The 20,431-nt window shown below is 34.6% G+C and carries 14 protein-coding genes; 4 read left to right on the top strand and 10 right to left on the bottom strand.

Features of this window, described 5'->3' with window-relative positions:
• Positions 1-82: 82 nt before the first annotated feature.
• From uvrA to CLOST_RS02790, 4 genes are all read right to left on the bottom strand, one after another.
• Positions 83-2,911 (bottom strand): excinuclease ABC subunit UvrA, encoded by a 2,829-nt coding sequence (gene uvrA, locus CLOST_RS02805; protein ID WP_013360727.1) that lies wholly within the window; start codon positions 2,909-2,911, stop codon positions 83-85.
• A 36-nt stretch (positions 2,912-2,947) separates the two neighbouring features.
• Positions 2,948-4,912 (bottom strand): excinuclease ABC subunit UvrB, encoded by a 1,965-nt coding sequence (gene uvrB / locus CLOST_RS02800; protein WP_013360726.1) that lies wholly within the window; start codon positions 4,910-4,912, stop codon positions 2,948-2,950.
• Between the two features lie 131 nt (positions 4,913-5,043).
• A complete protein-coding gene (locus CLOST_RS02795; protein WP_013360725.1) occupies positions 5,044-6,399 on the bottom strand; it encodes a D-serine ammonia-lyase in 1,356 nt (451 codons plus the stop codon).
• Positions 6,400-6,460: 61 nt separating this feature from the next.
• Positions 6,461-7,660, bottom strand: a complete 1,200-nt coding sequence (locus CLOST_RS02790) for an NAD(P)/FAD-dependent oxidoreductase (RefSeq protein WP_013360724.1) — start codon at positions 7,658-7,660, stop codon at positions 6,461-6,463.
• A gap of 204 nt (positions 7,661-7,864) precedes the next feature.
• Here CLOST_RS02790 and CLOST_RS02785 point away from each other — a divergent pair, with 204 nt between their 5' ends.
• Positions 7,865-8,323 carry a hemerythrin domain-containing protein gene (locus tag CLOST_RS02785; RefSeq protein WP_013360723.1) on the top strand — a complete coding sequence of 153 codons (459 nt, stop codon included), beginning with the start codon at positions 7,865-7,867 and terminating at the stop codon, positions 8,321-8,323.
• A gap of 230 nt (positions 8,324-8,553) precedes the next feature.
• Positions 8,554-9,093 carry a general stress protein gene (locus tag CLOST_RS02780; RefSeq protein ID WP_013360722.1) on the top strand — a complete coding sequence of 180 codons (540 nt, stop codon included), beginning with the start codon at positions 8,554-8,556 and terminating at the stop codon, positions 9,091-9,093.
• 131 nt (positions 9,094-9,224) lie between these two features.
• Here CLOST_RS02780 and CLOST_RS02775 read toward each other — a convergent pair whose 3' ends face one another.
• Both CLOST_RS02775 and CLOST_RS02770 read right to left on the bottom strand, forming a co-directional pair.
• Complete coding sequence (locus CLOST_RS02775; RefSeq protein ID WP_013360721.1) at positions 9,225-9,878, bottom strand: P-II family nitrogen regulator; 654 nt, start codon at positions 9,876-9,878, stop codon at positions 9,225-9,227.
• Complete coding sequence (locus CLOST_RS02770; protein ID WP_013360720.1) at positions 9,875-11,371, bottom strand: DUF1538 domain-containing protein; 1,497 nt, start codon at positions 11,369-11,371, stop codon at positions 9,875-9,877. Before CLOST_RS02770 ends, CLOST_RS02775 begins: the two co-directional genes overlap by 4 nt.
• A 209-nt stretch (positions 11,372-11,580) precedes the next feature.
• Here CLOST_RS02770 and CLOST_RS02765 point away from each other — a divergent pair, with 209 nt between their 5' ends.
• Positions 11,581-12,672, top strand: coding sequence for an HD-GYP domain-containing protein (locus CLOST_RS02765; RefSeq protein ID WP_013360719.1), 1,092 nt, complete (start codon positions 11,581-11,583; stop codon positions 12,670-12,672).
• Between the two features lie 10 nt (positions 12,673-12,682).
• Here the strand turns inward: CLOST_RS02765 and CLOST_RS02760 are convergent, their stop codons facing one another.
• From CLOST_RS02760 to glmM, 3 genes are all read right to left on the bottom strand, one after another.
• Positions 12,683-13,246: an HD domain-containing protein gene (locus CLOST_RS02760; protein ID WP_013360718.1), complete on the bottom strand. Its 564-nt coding sequence runs from the start codon at positions 13,244-13,246 to the stop codon at positions 12,683-12,685.
• Between the two features lie 126 nt (positions 13,247-13,372).
• Positions 13,373-15,199 (bottom strand): glutamine--fructose-6-phosphate transaminase (isomerizing), encoded by a 1,827-nt coding sequence (gene glmS / locus CLOST_RS02755; RefSeq protein ID WP_013360717.1) that lies wholly within the window; start codon positions 15,197-15,199, stop codon positions 13,373-13,375.
• A gap of 423 nt (positions 15,200-15,622) precedes the next feature.
• Complete coding sequence (gene glmM, locus CLOST_RS02750) at positions 15,623-16,981, bottom strand: phosphoglucosamine mutase (protein WP_013360716.1); 1,359 nt, start codon at positions 16,979-16,981, stop codon at positions 15,623-15,625.
• A 165-nt stretch (positions 16,982-17,146) separates the two neighbouring features.
• On the opposite strand from glmM, the gene CLOST_RS02745 reads away from it, so the two are divergent.
• On the top strand, positions 17,147-19,291 hold the full coding sequence (locus tag CLOST_RS02745) for a transporter substrate-binding domain-containing protein (RefSeq protein ID WP_231853148.1): 2,145 nt from the start codon (positions 17,147-17,149) through the stop codon (positions 19,289-19,291).
• 179 nt (positions 19,292-19,470) lie between these two features.
• Here CLOST_RS02745 and CLOST_RS02740 read toward each other — a convergent pair whose 3' ends face one another.
• Entirely contained in the window at positions 19,471-20,334 is an 864-nt protein-coding gene (locus CLOST_RS02740) for a YitT family protein (protein ID WP_013360713.1), read from the bottom strand.
• Positions 20,335-20,431 lie beyond the last annotated feature (97 nt).

Here is a 20,431-nt window from a genome sequence, read left to right as displayed (position 1 = left end):
ATAAATTACTATAATTTCATAGCCATCAATGTTTCTACTTATAGTTTAGCAGATTTTACCTCTAGTTGAAATAACAGTATCATTACAGATATTTTTTTAGGAAAAATCCTGTATATGAATCTTTGCACTTAATTATTTCTTCAGGTGTCCCCTCTATTAGGACAGAGCCACCTTTATCTCCACCCTCAGGGCCTAAATCGATAATATGATCGCAGGTCTTGATAACATCTAGGTTGTGCTCTATTACTACGACTGTGTTTCCACCATCTACTAGTTTTTGAAGAACTTCTATCAGCTTCTTTACATCGTCTACATGAAGACCTGTAGTTGGCTCATCTAGGATGTATAGTGTTTTTCCTGTGGCTCTTTTGCTCAGCTCAGTTGCAAGCTTAATCCTCTGAGCTTCTCCTCCAGATAGCTGAGTCGAAGGTTGTCCCAAGGTTATATATGCTAGCCCTACTTCGCTAAGAGTTTCTAGTTTTCTCTTTATCTTAGGAATATTTTCAAAAAACTCAAGCGCTTCTTCTACATTCATAGAAAGCACATCTGAAATACTCTTGCCCTTGTATTTTACTTGAAGAGTTTCTCTGTTATAGCGTTCACCCTTACATACCTCACAAGGAACATATACATCAGGAAGAAAGTGCATTTCTATTTTGATAATTCCATCGCCTTTACATGCCTCACAGCGTCCACCTTTTACATTGAAGCTGAATCTGCCTTTGCTATAGCCTCTTGCTTTTGCCTCAGGAGTAAGTGCATAGACATCTCTTATCATATCGAAAACCCCAGTGTAGGTAGCTGGATTCGACCTAGGTGTTCTTCCTATAGGAGACTGATCTATATCTACTACTTTATCTATTTGCTCCAGCCCTAGTATCTCGTCATGCTTTCCTGGTCTTTCCTTTAATCTTTGAGTTTTGGCGGCTGCTCCTTTATAAAGGATTTCATTTATAAGTGAGCTTTTTCCAGAGCCAGATACTCCTGTCACACAGGTAAACACCCCTAGTGGTATATCCACATCTATATTTTTAAGGTTATTTTCTGATGCATTTTTAATTGTTAGCTTAGCTCCATTTGGAGTTCTTCTTTCCTTAGGAACCTCGATTCGTTTTTTACCACTTAGGTATTGTCCAGTTATCGAATTTGGATTCTTTTTTATATCCTCTAGTGTTCCCTGCGCTATTATTTCTCCTCCATGGATTCCTGCTTTGGGTCCAATATCCACTATATGGTCTGCCGCTCTCATAGTGTCATCATCATGCTCTACTACAATCAAAGTGTTTCCTATATCAGTAAGGTGTCTAAGACTTGCTAGTAGCTTGTCGTTATCTCTTTGGTGAAGTCCTATCGATGGCTCATCTAATACATAAAGCACACCTACCAAGGCTGAACCTATTTGAGTTGCTAGCCTAATTCTTTGAGATTCTCCACCTGAAAGCGTTCCTGCTTTTCTAGACAAGGTAAGATAATCAAGTCCAACATTCTTTAAGAAATTAGTTCTTACTTTTATTTCTTTTAGAATTTCTTTAGATATGAATTCTTGTTTTGGTGTAAGCTCAAGAGAATCTACATAATCTAAAATCTCATTTACAGAGAAGTCTGTAACCTCAGATATATTTCTATTTCCTAAAGTAACTGACAGTATCTCTGGTCTTAATCTAGCTCCATGACAGCTAGGGCATGGACTTTCAAACATATAGCTTTCGATTTTTTCTCTTATATACTCTGATGGAGTCTCTTTATACCTGCGCTCTAGATTCGGGATTACTCCCTCAAATGGCGCTTTATAGGTTCTGTTTCCTCCATACTTGCTTTCATACTTAAACTCAATCATATCTGGAGTACCATATAGTAGCTTTTGCTTAAACTCTTTATCCAAATCTCTAAAAGGCACGTCTAGCGATGCTTTATAAGTTGTTGCTAGGGATTCTATCATTTTGAAGTAATAGGTATCTTCATTTGCTCCTGAACCTGAAGAAAACCAAGCATCTACAGCTCCTTGTCTTAGAGACAAATCTTGATTTGGCACTACTAGATACTCATCAACTTTTTTCATGCTCCCTAGTCCATTACAAGTTTCACAGGCTCCATAAGGTGCATTGAAAGAAAACATTCTCGGTGTGAGCTCCTCAATACCTACTCCATGCTCTGGGCAGGCAAATTTAGTAGATAATAGCATTTCCTTATCATCTATAACATCTATAATAACTAGCCCATCTGAAAGCTTTACTGCTGTTTCAATAGAATCTGAAAGTCTGCTTTCTATTCCTGATTTTACAGCTATACGGTCAACTACTACATCTATAGTGTGTTTTTTATTCTTATCTAGCTCAATATCATCTGTTATTTCCATATTTTCGCCATCTACTCTTATTCTTACATATCCATCTTTTCTTATAGCTTCAAGTAATTTCTCATGGCGTCCTTTTTTTCCTCTTACTACAGGTGACATTATCTGAATTTTAGTCCTGTCGTGAAGTTCCATTACCTTGTCCACTATCTCTTGAACTGTAAGCTGGCTTATAGGCTCATGACACACAGGGCAATGAGGAACTCCTATCCTCGCAAATAGGAGTCTCAGATAGTCATAAATTTCAGTTACTGTTCCAACTGTAGAGCGAGGATTTCTAGATGTGGTTTTTTGGTCTATTGATATGGAAGGAGAAAGCCCTTCTATATACTCAACATTTGGTTTTTCCATCTGTCCCAAAAACTGTCTGGCATAAGAGGAAAGACTCTCTACATAACGTCTTTGTCCCTCGGCATATATGGTATCAAATGCCAATGAGGATTTTCCTGAGCCTGATAATCCTGTAAATACAATAAATTTATTTCTAGGTAAAGTCACATCTACATTTTTTAGATTATGCTCCTTAGCCCCTTTAATTATTATCTCGCTTCTTTCCATTTCTTCCTCCGTTTTATCTCATAAAAATTACTAGGATTATAACTTTGATTCAAGCTCTCTTATCCTGTCTCTAAGGCTTGCTGCTTTTTCAAATTCAAGCGCTTCTGCAGCCTCGACCATCTCAGTGCTTAGCTTAATAATCTCGTCCTTAACTCTCTCTCTGTCTATAGTTTCTCTTACTGAATAATTTCCTTCTCCTTCAGCTGCACTAGTAGCTGCTATTACTCCTCTTATTTCTTTGAATATAGTAGTAGGAGTTATATTATTTTCTTTATTGTAATTAATTTGGATTTCTCTTCTTCTATAGGTCTCTGTTATAGCTCTTTGCATTGAGCCTGTCATGTTGTCAGCGTACATGATAACTTTTCCATTTGAGTTTCTTGCCGCTCTTCCTACAGTTTGTATTAGGGAAGTCTCAGATCTCAAGAAGCCTTCCTTGTCAGCATCCAAAATAGCAACTAGTGAAACCTCTGGTAAATCTAGGCCTTCTCTTAGAAGATTTATCCCTACAAGTACATCAAATTCTCCAAGCCTCAAATCTCTTATTATCTCTATACGCTCTAAAGTCTCAATATCAGAGTGAAGATATCTTACCTTTACAGAAGCTTCTTTAAGATATTGAGTTAGATTTTCTGACATTTTTTTTGTAAGAGTAGTTATTAATACACGCTCTTTCTTTTTAACTCTTTCATTTATTTCAAATAACAAGTCGTCTATCTGTCCTTTTATTGGTCTTATTTCTATTTCAGGGTCAACTAATCCTGTAGGTCTGATTACTTGCTCTCCAAATGCTACAGAATGTTCCATTTCGTATTTCGAAGGTGTCGCAGATACATAGAGAATCTGGTTTGCGACTTGCTCAAACTCCTCAAACCTAAGAGGTCTGTTGTCAAACGCTGAAGGCAGTCTAAATCCATAATCGATAAGTGTACCTTTTCTTGACCTATCTCCTGCATACATAGCATGAAGCTGGGGAAGCATTACGTGAGATTCGTCTATTATAATCAAAAAATCATCTGGAAAGAAATCCATAAGTGTAAATGGTCTTTCCCCTTCATCTCTTCCACTAAGATGTCTTGAGTAGTTCTCTATGCCCTTGCAAGTGCCTATTTCTTTTAACATTTCTAAATCGTACTTAGTTCTTTGCTCTATTCTTTGAGCTTCTAGGAACATATCCCTTTCCTTAAAGTACTCAATTCTTTCTTCTAGCTCTACTTCTATTTTTTCGATTGCTTTAGCTAGCTTTTCCTTGCTTGTAACATAATGTGATGCTGGGAAAATAGCTACGTGATTTCTCACTCCTACTATCTCTCCAGTAATATAATCTATCTCTGAAATTCTTTCTATTTCATCGCCAAAAAACTCTATTCGTATACCTCTCTCATCAGTGTTTATAGGAAGAATTTCTATTATATCGCCTCTTACTCTGAAGGTACCACGCACAAAGTTGATATCATTGCGTTCATATTGAATCTCAACGAGCTCTTTAATAACATCATCTCTATCTTTATTTTGCCCTGGGCGAAGGGAAACCATCATCTCTTCATAGTCAGAAGGATCACCCAAACCGTAAATACAAGAAACTGAGGCTACTATTATTACATCTCTTCTCTCTAGAACAGCTGCTGTAGCACTATGTCTTAGCTTATCTATCTCATCATTTATACTAGAATCCTTTTCTATATAGGTATCTGAATGAGCTACATAGGCTTCTGGCTGATAATAATCATAATAAGAAACAAAATACTCTACAGCATTTTCTGGAAAAAACTCTTTGAATTCACCATAAAGCTGAGCGGCGAGTGTCTTATTATGCGCTATAACCAAGGTCGGTTTTTGAGTTCTTTCTATTATATTTGCCATAGTAAAGGTCTTACCAGAACCAGTAACCCCAAGTAAGGTCTGATGCTTTGCTCCTGATTCTATCGAGCGAACCATGGTGTCTATAGCCTGAGGCTGATCTCCCATAGGTTTATAATCTGATACTATTTTAAATTCCATTTCATCACCTCTACAAAAACGAACATAAGTTCCTATATCATTTTATATCAAAAACTTTATATAGTAAATACTGGAAGCAAAAAAAGGACATATCCTAAAAATACCTCGATATGTCCTAACATAAACACTATTTATTTTCTAAGCTTGTCACCAGTTTCATAATAAAGCTTCATCTCAGCTTCTGGCACCATACTCCCACCTGTCGCCCAAACAATGTGAACAGAATCTTTCATTTTATCAGCTAAATTATTTTTTTCTATATAACCCTTTGCCTCTTCACTATGCATATGAACTATGCCTTTTACTCCAGCAAGTGCAGAAGGCTCAAGATATATTTCTTCTAAATCTGCTAAATCAGAAAGCATTATAAATAGATTTTCATCAGTAACGCTGTAAACTCCACTTAGTAGATTTTCTAATATTTTTCCTACAAATCCAGATGGTCTTCCTACTGCAAGCCCGTCAGCAGCAGTTTTATTGTCAATGTCAAAATCCTGTACGCTTACCTTGTCATGCAGTGAAGTCATCATCCCTATGAGCATGCATGGAGAATGAGTAGGCTCAGCAAAGAAGCAATGAACATTATCTCCAAATATCAGCTTAAGTCCATATGCTACCCCTCCAGGACCCCCTCCAACTCCGCAAGGCAGATAAACAAATAATGGATGCTCACTATCTACAGCTATATTCATATCCTTTAGCTGTTTGCTGAGTCTAAGAGCTGCAACTGCATATCCTAGAAATAAATTTACAGAGTTTTCATCGTCAACGAAATACATTTTGTCATCTAGCTCTGACTGCTTTCTTCCTTCTTCTACAGCCTTGCTATAATCAGATTCGTACTCAATTACTGTAACTCCTTTACTTCTAAGTAAATCCTTTTTCCATTTTTTCGCATCAGAAGACATGTGAACATAAACCTTAAACCCAAGCCTAGCACTTATGATTCCTATACTAAGACCTAGATTTCCAGTAGAGCCTACAGCTATGGAGTGCTGAGAAAACAAAGCTCTAAACTCTTCTGAATCAAAAGCAGAATAATCCATGCCTTCCTTTAAAAGCCCATGGCTAATAGCCAAATCCTCTGCATGCTTTAGTACCTCATATATTCCACCCCTGGCTTTGATTGAGCCAGATATAGGAAGAGCATGGTCTCCTTTTATAAACAGTCTTCCCTCTAAATCCATATTAACTTTCTTTGCTAAATCATTTTTCATCATCTCAATTTCAAATAGCTCAGATTCAATGATTCCATCGCTTTCTCTAGTTACAGGAAATGCAACCTTTATATACGAAGCAAATCTTCCCAAGCGATTCATAGCATCCAAAATATCATCCATGCTAGGTTCAAAGCTTGTTTTACTTTTTATCGATTCATACTTGTCATTAATCCAAAGCACTTCCTTTAAATCATACACTTCTCTTAGCTTAGGAAATTCATTAAACCATGTTTCCAAACTTTTCCCTTGAACGATTTTCTCTAGCATATCCTTACCTCCGATTTATAATAGTTTTCAACGATTTATATAAGATATTTTAAATTCATCATTATCCTTGTCTATCTAGGCTCACAATATGAGCATATTTATTTGATTTTCCTTCTATTAGGTCAGCAATTATTTTTGAGCCAGCCATACTATATACAGTTCCATTTCCTCCAAAGCCAAGACAGTAATAAACATCCTTGTCATCTGTGTCCTGCCCTATAAATGGAATTCCGTCGTCAGATTCCCCAAATACAGCATTCCATGAATACTCGATTTTGGTTTCAATATGTGGAAAAAGATTTGTCAGCTTTTCTAGTAGCTTTAATGTATTTTTTTGCAATTTTTCTTCACTATTTGTTACACTATCCTTTTCCTCGTCTTCGCCGCCTAGTATGATTCTATTATCTTCTGTCATTCTAGCGTAAAAATAAGGTCTAGCGGTTTCCCAAATTAAGCATCTATCCTTCCAGCTGTCACCAGAGATTGGCTCTGTTGCTAGTGCATAGGTTCTATTTATCTCTCCATCTTTTATTTCACTGTAATCATTAGCTTTATATCCCGTAGCATATACTAGCTTCTTTGCTTTTATACTACCATCCTTTGTTTTAATAATAAAACAATCATCTGATTTGTCAATGTCTAAAACTTTAGAATTTTCAAATATATCAAGTCCTAGCCTTACTGCCTCCTCTGATATTTCAAGTATAAACTTATACGGGTTTACTTCTGCATCTTCTTTAGTAAGCATAGCCTCAGTTCCTTTTATTCCATAGTCAGTTTCTAGAGCTTTGCTGTCAATATACTCAACTGGAAAATCATTTTCCAAAAGAGCTTTATACTCTTTTTTAAGCTTCGTTATATCCTCAATTTTACTTGCCAAATACAAACTATTTCTAGTTACAAAATCTCCTCTTTCAGGAAGCTTTTCAGAAAGAGCTTTTAAATCTTTCATGGCTTCATGACACATCCTATAAAACAATACAGCATTTTCTTTTCCAAGCTCATCTATAAACTCATAAAGCATCTTATCGCTAGAATATTGTAATAGTCCAGTATTGGCACTACTGCTACCTTTAGCTATTTCTTCCGCTTCTACTAAAACTACCTCATGCCCTCTTTTTGCTAATTCATAACCACATAAGATGCCTGACATCCCTGCACCTATTATAGCTATATCTGTATCTATGTCTGCATTTAAGCTATCATATTTTATAGATTTTTTTGTTTTAGGCCAGTACATATTTCCTTCATATAATTTCATAATGGCTTAGCAAAATCTAGCTTTGGCTAAATCATGCCCCTCCTTTTCATATTTTTTAAACATTATTCTCAAATATATAATATCCGTTTTATGTTATTTCTAATCCTATTAAAACTATTAATATAATTGTTTGAAAAAAAAATAACGGGTATTTATAAATATGGATACAATTTTTACCATTATATATTAGTAGGAGGTTTTTAAATGGATATTTTTAAGGAAATAAAAAAAGAGCATGAGGAATTTAGAAAGCTCAGCGACGAAATCAATGAGACAACAGATAGAGCAATTAAAACAAGACAGTCAAAATTCGAAAAACTATACATTGATTTAACTGCTCATCACGAAGCTGAGGAAGCAGTATTAGTCCCTAAATTGAAGGAAAATAAAGATACTAAAGATATGGGGCTTGAGATACTAGAAGAACATCATGTTATTGAGGATTTACTCGAAAAATTAAAAAATCTTCCTGTTGATGACGAAACTTGGATAATTAAATTTGGAGTAATGAAAGAAATTATGGAACATCATCTTGATGAAGAAGAAAATGAAATATCCGAAGAAGCCCACAAGCAATTTGATCAAAAAACTCTAGATTCTCTCGGTGAACAATTTGAAATAGAAGAGCAAAAACAAAAAGAAAAGCTTTTAAGTCAAAAATAATTTAACATTGTCTAGTAGTAACTAAAAGCAGATGCTCATCTGCTTTTAGTTTTTTATTTAAGGCTATCTTATTTTGATACTAAATATCATAAATGTTTAATATCAGTTTTAGTGGTTATATATATACTAGGTTGTTTTTTTTTTATGTTTAATATTTTCAATGTGTTAATTTTGAACTAACCTATAGCGTTAATATGTTTTTCCCAATGAATAGTCTAAGGAGGCTTATTATGGTTAACAAGAAACTTATAGGAGTATTTAAAACAGAAACGGATGCAATCAAAGTTATTGAAAGTCTTAGAGCAAATGGATATAGTGACAAAGAAATATCTGTCATGGCTAAACATCATGATGAAATAAGAAATGTTGAGAATGTAACTGATACTAAAATAAAAACTGAGGACACTGCTAGAAATACTACAACTGGCGTAGTGACTGGTGGTATTATAGGTGGGGCAGGTGCTTTACTTGCTGAAATCGGAGTACTTGCTATTCCTGGCGTAGGACCGTTTTTAGCTGCTGGGCCTATAGCTGCAACTCTTGGAGGTATAATAGCAGGTGGAGCAGTAGGCGGACTTGCTGGTGCTTTAGTTGATTTAGGAGTAGATGAAGCTGAACTTGATGAATTTAAAGGATATCTAGACCAAGGATATATTATCGTTGCAGTTGATGAACGAGATGATTATAAAAGAGATCTGGTATATACACATTATCGTGACAACAACAGCGTTATTATGGATAAATATGATTACGATAATAGAGTATTATAATTCTATATTTTAATCAAATTTATAAAGTAATTTAGATTAAAATTATTTATAACTCGCATAAAGCCAATGGAGCTATCTTTTTTGATAGCTCCATTTTTTAATCAATTAGCTAGTTTATAGCGATAAGTGCTCTAATATATTCCATAGGCTTTATTAACTTTTTGCACAAACAATATTCCATTTCCAGGTTCATCAAGTTTCATTTTTCTATTTATATTGTCACACACAGCTTGTGTGATATCGTCTTTTGTAAGAATCAAAACAATTTCTTTCTCAGGCTCTATTTCTATCGCAAAAATTTTGCTAGTTTCATGAATCCCAGATCCTCTTGCATTGACTATAGTTGCACCTCTAGCTCCAGCCTCGCTAGCTGCATCTACAACATCCTCACCTTTTCCTTTATCCACTATAACAAAAATAGAATCGTAATTAAGCATAACTTCTCCTCCAGTTTGGCAGTAATTTAATGTATCCTTCTTGTAGCTTGTGTACCCCATGACCTTTGACAGCTCAATGGAAAAAGCTATTCCATGATTTTGATTTATCAAATTAAATTCGCTATTAGCTCTTTCTAAAAACTTGCATCCTAGCTCTCTATTTGCAATAATTAAAACTATCTCTTTAGTAGACTCCGCTAGCTCAAAAAAACTCAAAAAAGAGTTTCTGATTGTTCCTTTTCCAAGGAGCACAGTTCCGCCTGATATATTGCAATCTTTTGCTAGAGCTATAGCTTTACTACCCATACCATGCTTTAAAATCAGTACATTCATATCATATATTATCATGAGGATTTCTCTTCTCCTTCTATCGTTTTTCTATTTTTAACCTTAAAAACAAGCCCTAAAATCTGAAGAGTTATTATAGGCATCATAGCAACCATGGCTATCATGCCAAAGCCATCTGCTAATAAGTCTGCATTAGGATAGCTGTTTGCGGCTCCTTGAGTAAATGCCAAAATAAAAGTTGCTGTCATCGGACCTGTTGCTACTCCTCCTGCATCAAAGGCAATACCTACAAAGAGCTTTGGAGCAAAAAAAGTCAGTGTCACTGCAATAATGTAGCCAGGAAGCAAATAATGCCATAGCCTTATATCACTAGTTACAATCCTCAGCATAGATAAAGCAACTGCCAGTCCAACTCCAGCAGATAGAGCTACTAAAACTGATCTTCTTTTTACATAACCAGCTGTTACCTCTTCTATCTGATGAGTAAGTACATATACAGCAGGCTCTGCAAGAATAGTAACTATTCCTAAAACAAAGCCTATGGATATTAGGAAAATATATTTTTCCTGCTCCACTAAGTGACTTCCTATAAGACTTCCTACTTCCATAAAACCAGCATTTACTCCAATAAAAAATATTATTAATCCTAAAAATGCATAAATAAAACCAAAAATCATTCTTCTATTTTCTCTTTTGGATATGGATTTTGATATAAGCAAAGTCACTATATAAATTATCAATAAAGGTAAAAATGCTATGGAGCTATCATGAAAGGCTGGAAATACTTCTCTCATAAATACTCTAGCAATTGAAAGATTTTCAAATTGACTGCTTGGCAATATTCCTGCAAATTCACTTGTTTTGCTAAAAATATCTAAAATCATAACTGATGCAATAGCTCCAACTGATGCAATAGCGACTAATCCAAAACTGTCCTTTTCAGATGATTTACTGTTCTTTTTCCTAGCAGATATACCAAAGGACAATGCTAGAATAAAAGGCACAGCCAGAACTCCTGTAGTAGAACCAGATGCATCAAAGGCAATAGCCAAAAATTCCTCTGAAACAAAGAATCCTAATATCAAAACAATCAAATATGAAACATTTAATATAATATATAATGGCAAATCAAACAATATCCTTAAAAATCCTAAAACCATCATACAAGCTATTCCTGCTGATACTACTATCAAAATTGAATTGCTCGAAATATTACCTATAGTCACAGTGTCGATTTGATTTGCTAAAATAAGTAATCCTGGCTCAGCATAAGATATAAAAAATCCAAGTACTAATCCAGCCGCTACTACAATCCAGAGTTTATTTCTCTTAGTGATTTCATCCCCAAGCACAGCTCCAAATGGTGTAACTCCTAAATCTACTCCAAGTAAAAATAAAGTCAAACCTATAACTATAAACATAGCCCCTATAACAAATCTAAACATCAAATTATATCCCAGTGGCACTATAGTAAAGTTAAGCAAGATTACTATTATAGTAACTGGAAGCACTGAGAAAAAAACTTCTTTTAATTTTTCACTGAATATATTCAAATCTCTATCACATCCTTTTTTGCTCTCTTTCTATAACATACCCAAGATTAAATCAAATATCTCCTAAAACTTATAATTGCAATTTGCTAATCTTGGAACCTAGTATATGTAAAATTTTTCATAATTAAGTCTTATTTTCAATAAGACGTTTGCACTATCAATATATTTCCCATATAATAGTAAATATAATTTAATGTGGAGGTATATTAATGAGATTCGTTCCTATAGAATATATAAAGGAAAATTCCATCCTCGGAGATACTATCTACTCTGTAGATGGAGTTTTATTAGCAAATGAAGGTATAAAATTAACTGCAAGGTTACTAAATAAAATTAAAGAAAACCAAATATTCACCCTCTATATTACGGATGAACATTCTAATTCAAAAATAAATAGATTAATTCATCCTAACCTTAGAAATAAAGCCATGCTTATAGTCAAAGAGATATTTTTGGCGGCTGGATATAGAGATGCAAACGGACAACTAAAATCAAAATCTATTTATGAATACATGAGTAGCTTGAACTCTATTGTTGATGAAATATTATTAGAACTGGCTTCTAAAAAAGATATTCCTCTAGAATATATAGACATCAAGAGCGTAGAAAACTACCTCTACATGTCTTCACTTAACTGCGGTATTCTAGGTGCACTTATAGCTATGGATATGAACTACAATTACGAAATGACAAAAAATATATTTTTAGCTGGGATATTCCATGATATAGGAATGGCTCTTATTCCACCAGATATTTTCCAAAAGAAAACTGAGTTTGCAACAGAAGAAAAAATGATGATAATCAATCATCCTAAAATAGGAATTGAATTTTTAAAGGATAAACATTTTCTAAATGCCTATGTAAAGCAAGCTACACTTCAGCATCATGAAAAGCTAGATGGAACAGGCTATCCTCTTAGAATATCTGGTGAAGAAATAAATACAGTTTCACAAATCGTTGGTATAACTGATGTATATGATGCTATGACCTCAGATAAGCCTTACCGCAGAGCAACTACCCCTCACGAAGCCATAGAATATCTCATGGCTGGTTCAGGGAGATTATTTGACAGTAACGTAGTTTCAGTATTTACTAAAAAAATCAATCCTTATCCACCAGGCTCCTTAGTTAAACTAAGCACAGGCGATATAGCAGTAGTCGACGAGGTAATAAAAGGACTGCCGCTTAGACCAAAGCTTAGATTAATCAAAGGAACCGAGGGAAATTATAGCTACGAACCACTAGATTTGACTATAAATCACAAGATTTTCATTGATAGTCTTGTATATAACATTGACTAGAAGCTAACGATTATTTCGCTTCATCTATTTTCTTTAAAGTATCTTCACGGACAAGCTGTCTTAGCTCTTTTAAGTACTCAGAAAACTCAACCTTGTCCTGCGCATAAGTCAGGTTTAAGTCATATTCCTTAGGAATCCATGTGGATATGTCAGAGATGTTATGCTGAATTACTGCCTCTAAGCCATCTATAGCTTTATAAATTTTGGCTTCAGCAGTTTTTCTCTCTGACATTTCCTCATAAAGCTCTCTCATTTCTATTGCGTATTTTTCTGGCAAAGAATCTACCCATCCGTATAGCAAATCTTCTTCCTTCTGCTCATGGGCTTCATTCTTTTCAAAAGTAGGAATATCTCCAGTAAAGCACTCTCCTAAATCATGGATGACGCACATCCTCATAACCTTATCCATATCTACATCAGGAAACTCATCTCTCATAAAAAAAGCCATCAAAGTCATCATCCAGCTATGCTCAGCAACACTCTCATGTCTTCCTTTTGCAGTATAGCAATGACGAGTCGTATCCTTTAATCTTTCAGCCACCAATAGTATATCTAATAATTTTCTCGCTTCCAAAATGACTTCCTCCTATGTCTTATATTCTTATGTATAAACTTTCATACTTAATTTTATCATAAAAAAAATCCTATCATGAAATTAATCTCATAGATAGGATTTGATTATTTTATATTTAAATACTAATTACTCAACCGTTACTGATTTTGCAAGGTTTCTTGGCTTATCTACATCGTTGCCTTTTATAAGTGATGTATAGTAAGCAATCAGCTGAGTTGGAACTGCTGTAAGCACTGGTGCTAGTATATCATCTACTTCTGGCACATAGATTACTCTATCAGCTTGAGCTTCGATTTCTTTTCTATTTTCATTAGCTATTGCTATTACGTAAGCTCCACGAGCTTTTACTTCTTGGATATTTGAAAGCATTTTTTCATATAGTCTTTCTTGGCTAGCTATAGCGATTACTGGAGTGCCTTCTTCTATAAGAGCTATTGTTCCATGCTTTAATTCTCCTGCTGCAAATGCTTCTGTATGGATGTATGAAATCTCTTTTAGCTTAAGAGCTCCTTCCATAGCAGTTTGATAATCAAGTCCTCTTCCCAGATAGAAAGCGCTGTGCTTGTCTTTGATTTCTTTTGCAACTTGCTTGATATCTTCGTAGTTTTCAAGGATTTTTTCAACCTTTGCTGGAAGCTCTTTCATTTTTTCTATCATATCAAAGTAAAATTCTTCTGTAATTGTGCCTTTTGTAAGAGCTAAATCAAGAGCTATCATGTAAAGTGCTGTCATCTGAGTAGTGTACGCTTTAGTAGATGCAACAGCAATCTCAGGTCCTGCCCAAGTGTAGAATACATCATCTGATTCTCTCGCAACTGATGAGCCTACAACGTTTGTAACAGAAAGTATTCTAGCACCTTTTCTCTTAGCTTCTCTTATAGCAGCTAGAGTATCTAGAGTTTCTCCAGACTGGCTGATTACGATTAGTAGAGTGTTTTGATCAATAAATGGCTCTCTATATCTAAATTCTGATGCTATATCTGGCTCAACTGGAATCTGCGCAAATTTTTCTATAGCGTATCTACCTACAAGTCCTGCATTGTATGCAGTTCCACAAGCTACTATATATACCTTGCTTATTTTTTCTAAATCCTCTTTTGTAAGTTTGATATCATCTAGCTTTATTTTTCCGTTTTCATCAAGTCTTCTAAGAAGTGTATCTTTTATTGCTGTAGGCTGTTCGTGAATTTCTTTAAGCATAAAGTGGTCATATCCACCCTTTGAAGCTGATTCAACGTCCCAATCTACAGTAAATTTATCTCTTTTAACTTCCTTTTTATCAGGAGAATAGATAGTAACTTTTTCTGGTGTTAAGTGTACTGTTTCTCCATTTTCTAGGATGCATACATCTCTTGTATATTTTAATAGAGCTGGTATATCTGAAGCAATGAAGTTTTCATCTTGTCCTAGTCCTACTATTAGTGGGCTTTCATTACGAACAGCTACCATTTCATTTGGACTTTTTGAGCAAACTACGCCTATTGCATAGGCTCCTCTTATTATAGAAGTAAGCTTATTTACAGCCTCTAGAAGATTTCCTTCATATAGGCTATCTAAAAGATGAACTATTACCTCAGTATCTGTTTGTGATTTGAACTTATAGCCTTTAGCTATTAAGTCTTCTTTTAAGCTCACATAGTTTTCAATTATTCCGTTATGAACCACTGCTATAGTGTTGTCTGCATTTAGATGAGGATGAGAGTTTTCATCCGATGGCGCTCCATGAGTCGCCCATCTAGTATGCCCTATTCCTAAGCTTCCCTTGATAGGGTTTGCTTCTAGGAAATCACTTAGCACAGCTAGTCTACCTTTAAATTTTTCTGATTTTATAACTCCATCTTCCACTATTGCAATTCCTGCTGAGTCATAACCTCTGTATTCTAGCTTTTCTAAGCCTTGCAGGATTACATCCTGCGCATTTTTCTTACCTACATATCCAACAATTCCACACATTAAAAAAACCTCCTTTTATTTTCCCTAGTTTTCTAGGCGTAGCTAATAAAGGAAGGAATCAATCACTAAAAGCCCGATTGTCTCTGAGATTACTCTCAGGTTTTGTAAGCTTTCTTAGGCTGTGACAGCCTCTAGAGCATCCGCCGAATTTTCGATAAACTCTAGTCCTCGTCAGCCTTAAACAGTTAAGGCTCTGGCGCTACGTACATTTTCCATGATTCTTCCATTTTTAGCGTGCATATAATTATATCACATCTTTCATAAAGCAAAAACATATTTTATTTTACAAAAAGTTTACATCAAAATATCCCTAGTCTACTTACAAATCATAAAATGCTAATGAACTTTAAAAGTCTTGCTTTTATAGACTATAAAAGCCTCAAACACTTTTTGATAAGCATTTGAGGCTTTATAAATTTGCTGTTAGCCTAATTTGATTTCAATAAAATCTGCAAGCTCTCTTGCCATTACTTCAATTTGATTTTGGTCTTTGCCTTCTAGCATAACTCTAACTAAAGGCTCTGTTCCAGAAGGTCTTATTAAGACTCTTCCTTGTCCATCCATTTTTTCTTCTAGCAGTTTTATTTTATCTGCTACCTCTTGGTTTTCCATATAAGTATGCTTGTTTCCATTACTTACCTTTGCATTTATAAGCACTTGAGGATAAATCTCCATTATTTTTGAAAGCTCTGATGCTTTTTTACCGCTGTTCTTTACTATTTCTGCAAATAACAACGAGCTAAGTGTCCCATCACCAGTTGTTATATGATCTAAAAATATCATATGACCCGACTGCTCTCCACCTAGAGAATATCCCTCTTTCACCATCTCTTCAAGTACATATCTATCGCCTACTCCTGTAACTGCTAGCTTTATTCCTAAAGCTTTTGCCGCCACATGAAGTCCCATGTTGCTCATTACTGTAACTACTAAGGTGTCTTTTTTAAGCTGATTTTTAGCTTTCATATCGTTTGCACAAATCAGCATTATTTTGTCTCCGTCTATGATTTGTCCCATTTCATCTATTGCGATTAATCTATCTGCATCTCCGTCATAGGCTAGTCCTAAATCGGCTTTATGTTCTACTACCATGGCCTCAAGGTTCTTTGTATGAGTTGAACCGCAATTTGCATTTATGTTTGTTCCTGTAGGCTGGCATCCTATACATACTACCTCAGCCCCTAGCTGAGCAAATACTTCTGGTGCGATTTTATATGCAGCTCCATTTGCAGTATCTATTACTACCTTCATTCCCTTAAAATCTGTGCTTACACAAGATTTCAGAAATTCGATATACGCTTCCTCTGGATTAGTTACTTTCATTCTTTTTCCTATGTTTTCATGAGTAGGATACTCATTTAGTAGGCTCATGTCATCTAAGTATTTTTCAATTTCAAGCTCGATTTCATCAGCTAGCTTAAATCCTTTTGAGTTAAAAAATTTAATTCCATTGTACTCCATAGGGTTGTGAGATGCTGAAATCACAGCTCCTATATCAGCTTTGTAGTGTTTTGTAAGATATGCAACTGCTGGCGTAGGTAGAACTTTTGCATCTATTACATCTGCTCCCATACTCATAAATCCTGCGCTCAGTGCCATAGATAAGATGTCCTTTGATATACGAGTGTCACTTCCTATTACTACCTTTACTCTATCTGAGCCATGCTCACTGTGTTTTTGAAGCACAAAGGCTCCTGCTCTTCCTAAATTATATGCTAGTTCTGCTGTAAGTTCTTTGTTGGCTATTCCTCTTACTCCATCTGTTCCAAAATACTTTCTCATTACTTCCTCCAATTAAAAGCTTTTTTAGTTAACTTAAATTTTACTTATTTTGATATATTATACAATAATTCTCCATGATTTGTCCTAATTAGTTGAAAATCTATCCTTATAAATGGTAAACTGGATTTAATATGTATTTGCCTTAAAAACTTACAATAATTGGGAGTGGTTGATATAAGACGGATATTCATAAGACTATTTACTCTTATTTTTATTTTTATAAATATACTTTTCTCTTATTCTAGCTATGCCTTAAGCTCTAGCATACCCTTTACAAGCGAAGAACTAAATTTTTTAAAAGCTCATGAAAATGAGACTTTTCTTTTAGGCTTAGATCCATATTCTGGTATGGATTATTTCGAATTTAGAGGACAAAAGGCTGGTTTTTTACTAGACGTTATTAAGCTAATAGAAAGAGAAACAAAGATAAATATTGAAATCGCTTCAGAAAAATCCTGGGGTGAAGCTGTAAGTGGTCTTTCTACTAGAGATATCGATATATTGTTTGGTGCAAATCCCACCTTGCTCAGAAGGCAGTATATGGAGTTTACTCGCCCTATGATTCAGTACCCTTATGCAGTTTTTGCGAAAAAAGGCAGTGCAGTTCAAACTATAGGAGATTTAGACAATAAAAAGGTTGCTTTTATAGATGGAGATATCAACCTTCAGCCTTTTCTAGATATTTATAATAATATTCATCCTAAAATCAGAATATTTCCTGACCAGAAAGCAGCTCTAGAAGCACTCTCTGCAGGGGCCGTAGATGGATTTGTAGTTTCAGGTGGAGTAATTATACATGATTTTATATATAATTACAGTGATTTGAATTATATAGCTGAAGTAAATACCTTGACTTCAGACATGACTTTTTCAACTCTCAAAGAAAACGCTATCTTAGCAGGTATATTAGATAAAATAATTGAAAAATATTTAGATACAGAAATTAATGAAGCTATAGAAAATTCTGAGGTGTTATTTAATAGAAAAATATTAAGGCTAACAGAATCCGAGTTAAATTGGCTAGATAAAAACGAAACCGTTACTGTGGGAGTTGCTGATGATTATCTGCCTTTTGATTATTACTCAAACGGAGAATATCAAGGAGTTGCTGGAAGTGTTTTTAACGAGCTTTCCCATTTAATTAGGTTAAATGTAAATGTAGTTCATGGTAGCTTCTCAGATATTTATAGCAAAGCTCTAAATAGAGAAATCGATGTTGTGAACATGGCTAAAACTCCTGATAGGATAAACCATTTTTATTTCCCACAGCCTTTTAGCTATGAACGAGATGAAATCTATGGAAAAAGAGAAAGCATGCATGTACAAGACGTATATGGTCTAGAGGGCAAGAAAGTTGCTGTTATAGATGGATTCTGGCATGAGGAATATCTTTTAAAGAACTTAAGAGAAGTCGAAATAATAAAAACTAAAAGTGTGGAAGAATCTATTTCCAAAGTCGATAAGGGTGAAGCAGATTATTTAATAGAAAATCCTACTGTAGCTGACTTTTATATTCAGGGGCTAGGGTATACGAGCATCATAAAAAAAGGAAGTACATCCTCTGATTCATTTTTGTATTTTGGTATAAGCAAAAATAAACCTGAGCTTTACTCTATAATAGACAAAACAATCTCGCTTATATCCTATGAAGAATTGAAGCATCGCGGACTTTCAAATGTGCCTGTCCCAGAGCCTATAAAGTACAAGAGGCTTACTCTTGTGATAGCCATGCTTACTGCGACCATGTTTATAATTGCTCTATTTACATTTAGAATATTAAAATCTTTAGCTAATGAAAAAGCAAAAACCTTGCTTTTATCGGAGCGTACTAAGCTTTTATATACCGATTCCTTGACAGGTCTAAAAAACAGAACCTGCTTTAAGGATATGGAAACTGAGTTCAACTGTATGGGTTTTCCTCAGCTTATAATAATGGCTGATATGAATAATCTTAAAAAAACAAATGATTTATATGGGCACCACATGGGAGATTTGCTAATTAAAAAATGCAGTAAGATTTTGGAGCAGGTGTTTGATAATGCTCTGATATTTAGAATGGGTGGAGATGAATTTTTAATTTTATATGCTGGTAATATAGACACTCAAATAGAAGATAAAATTGATTTGGTAAACGAGATTGCTTCTAATACTTCTATTTCAGATGGTACCTCTACAATAAAAGGGCTTAGCATAGCAATGGGAGCATCTAGCAGACAATCTATAGATGATGATTTTAACGAAAAAATGATAGAAGCTGATAACAATATGTACATTCATAAAAAATTCATAAAAAGTATTGCTAAATCATAGAAATCTAAAGTTGCATTAAAAACACTAGTTGTTTTGCTAATCCAAGATTGCTCATATACGCTAAAATCCATGATTTATTTACAAATAAAGTCCAGTTTTTATAAGACACCATGTTCTTATACAAACTGGACTTTTCTTTTAATAAAATGACCTATTTTTTCTTATTTTATTCTCTAGCTCTAAATAAAGCGCTCTTTAAATCTATATCCTCTTACTTCATTTGTTTCAAACACTGAAATAAACGCTTTTGGATCATGGTCATTTACTATTTTTTTGAGCTTAGACACTTCTCTTGGATTGATTATTGTGTATATTATTTGTTTTTCCAGGTGAGAGTATCCACCTTCTCCATTGAGATAGGTGATAGCTCTGTTCATATTAGCCATAAGAGCATCTCCTATTTCCTTAGGATGCTCAGATATTATCATAACTGATTTTTTCGTTTCAAAGGTAGTTTGAACCTTGTCTAAGAAGTTATATGAAATAAAAAGAACTATTATAGTGTAAAGGAAGCTTTTTATTCCAAATATCGTACCACCCCAGCCAATTATCACGAGATTTGCTCCCATAAGTGCATTTCCAAGAGATATATCCCATTTTTTTCTTATTAGTGCTGCAATTATATCCATTCCACCTTGAGAGCCTCTACCTCTAAATGTAATTCCCATGCCTATTCCGTTTAATACTCCTCCAACTATAGCCGAAAGCATAATGTCGTCTACACCAATATATTTATATACTTCCCCCGTTACTCCTAATAAAGTTGAAAACATGGTCATATTTATCATACTGTATATTACAAACTCTCTCTTTAGCTTAAATGCTGCCAAAACAAACAAAGGAATGTTTATTGCAAACACTATAAGACCGATATTAAAGCTTGTAAGATGATTCATAATTATAGCTATACCTGTAGCTCCACCGCTGAGTAGTCCAAGCGGTCTTAAGTATCCATTTATCCCTACTGCACAAATCAAGCTTCCAAGAGCTAGGGTTAATATTCTAATAAAGGGCTTCATCTTTTTATTAGTTGTTTCTGGCATATTGACAGGGTTTCATATCTTACCTCCGACTTAAACTAGGTCATTAAAAAAAACTATGAATACCTTTATAATAAAGGTTATTCATAGTTTTTTAAAG

Origin of the sequence: Acetoanaerobium sticklandii (genome assembly GCF_000196455.1) — a bacterium.
GTDB lineage: Bacteria > Bacillota > Clostridia > Peptostreptococcales > Filifactoraceae > Acetoanaerobium > Acetoanaerobium sticklandii.
This window is presented reverse-complemented; position numbering and strand designations above follow the sequence as displayed.

Bases quoted from the DNA above. Each gene is read 5' to 3' on its own strand.
- uvrA (WP_013360727.1), bottom strand. From the start codon at position 2,911: ATGGAAAGAAGCGAGATAATAATTAAAGGGGCTAAGGAGCATAATCTA.
- uvrB (WP_013360726.1), bottom strand. From the start codon at position 4,912: ATGGAATTTAAAATAGTATCAGATTATAAACCTATGGGAGATCAGCCT.
- CLOST_RS02795 (WP_013360725.1), bottom strand. From the start codon at position 6,399: ATGCTAGAGAAAATCGTTCAAGGGAAAAGTTTGGAAACATGGTTTAAT.
- CLOST_RS02790 (WP_013360724.1), bottom strand. From the start codon at position 7,660: ATGAAATTATATGAAGGAAATATGTACTGGCCTAAAACAAAAAAATCT.
- CLOST_RS02785 (WP_013360723.1), top strand. From the start codon at position 7,865: ATGGATATTTTTAAGGAAATAAAAAAAGAGCATGAGGAATTTAGAAAG.
- CLOST_RS02780 (WP_013360722.1), top strand. From the start codon at position 8,554: ATGGTTAACAAGAAACTTATAGGAGTATTTAAAACAGAAACGGATGCA.
- CLOST_RS02775 (WP_013360721.1), bottom strand. From the start codon at position 9,878: ATGATAATATATGATATGAATGTACTGATTTTAAAGCATGGTATGGGT.
- CLOST_RS02765 (WP_013360719.1), top strand. From the start codon at position 11,581: ATGAGATTCGTTCCTATAGAATATATAAAGGAAAATTCCATCCTCGGA.
- glmS (WP_013360717.1), bottom strand. From the start codon at position 15,199: ATGTGTGGAATTGTTGGATATGTAGGTAAGAAAAATGCGCAGGATGTA.
- glmM (WP_013360716.1), bottom strand. From the start codon at position 16,981: ATGAGAAAGTATTTTGGAACAGATGGAGTAAGAGGAATAGCCAACAAA.
- CLOST_RS02740 (WP_013360713.1), bottom strand. From the start codon at position 20,334: ATGCCAGAAACAACTAATAAAAAGATGAAGCCCTTTATTAGAATATTA.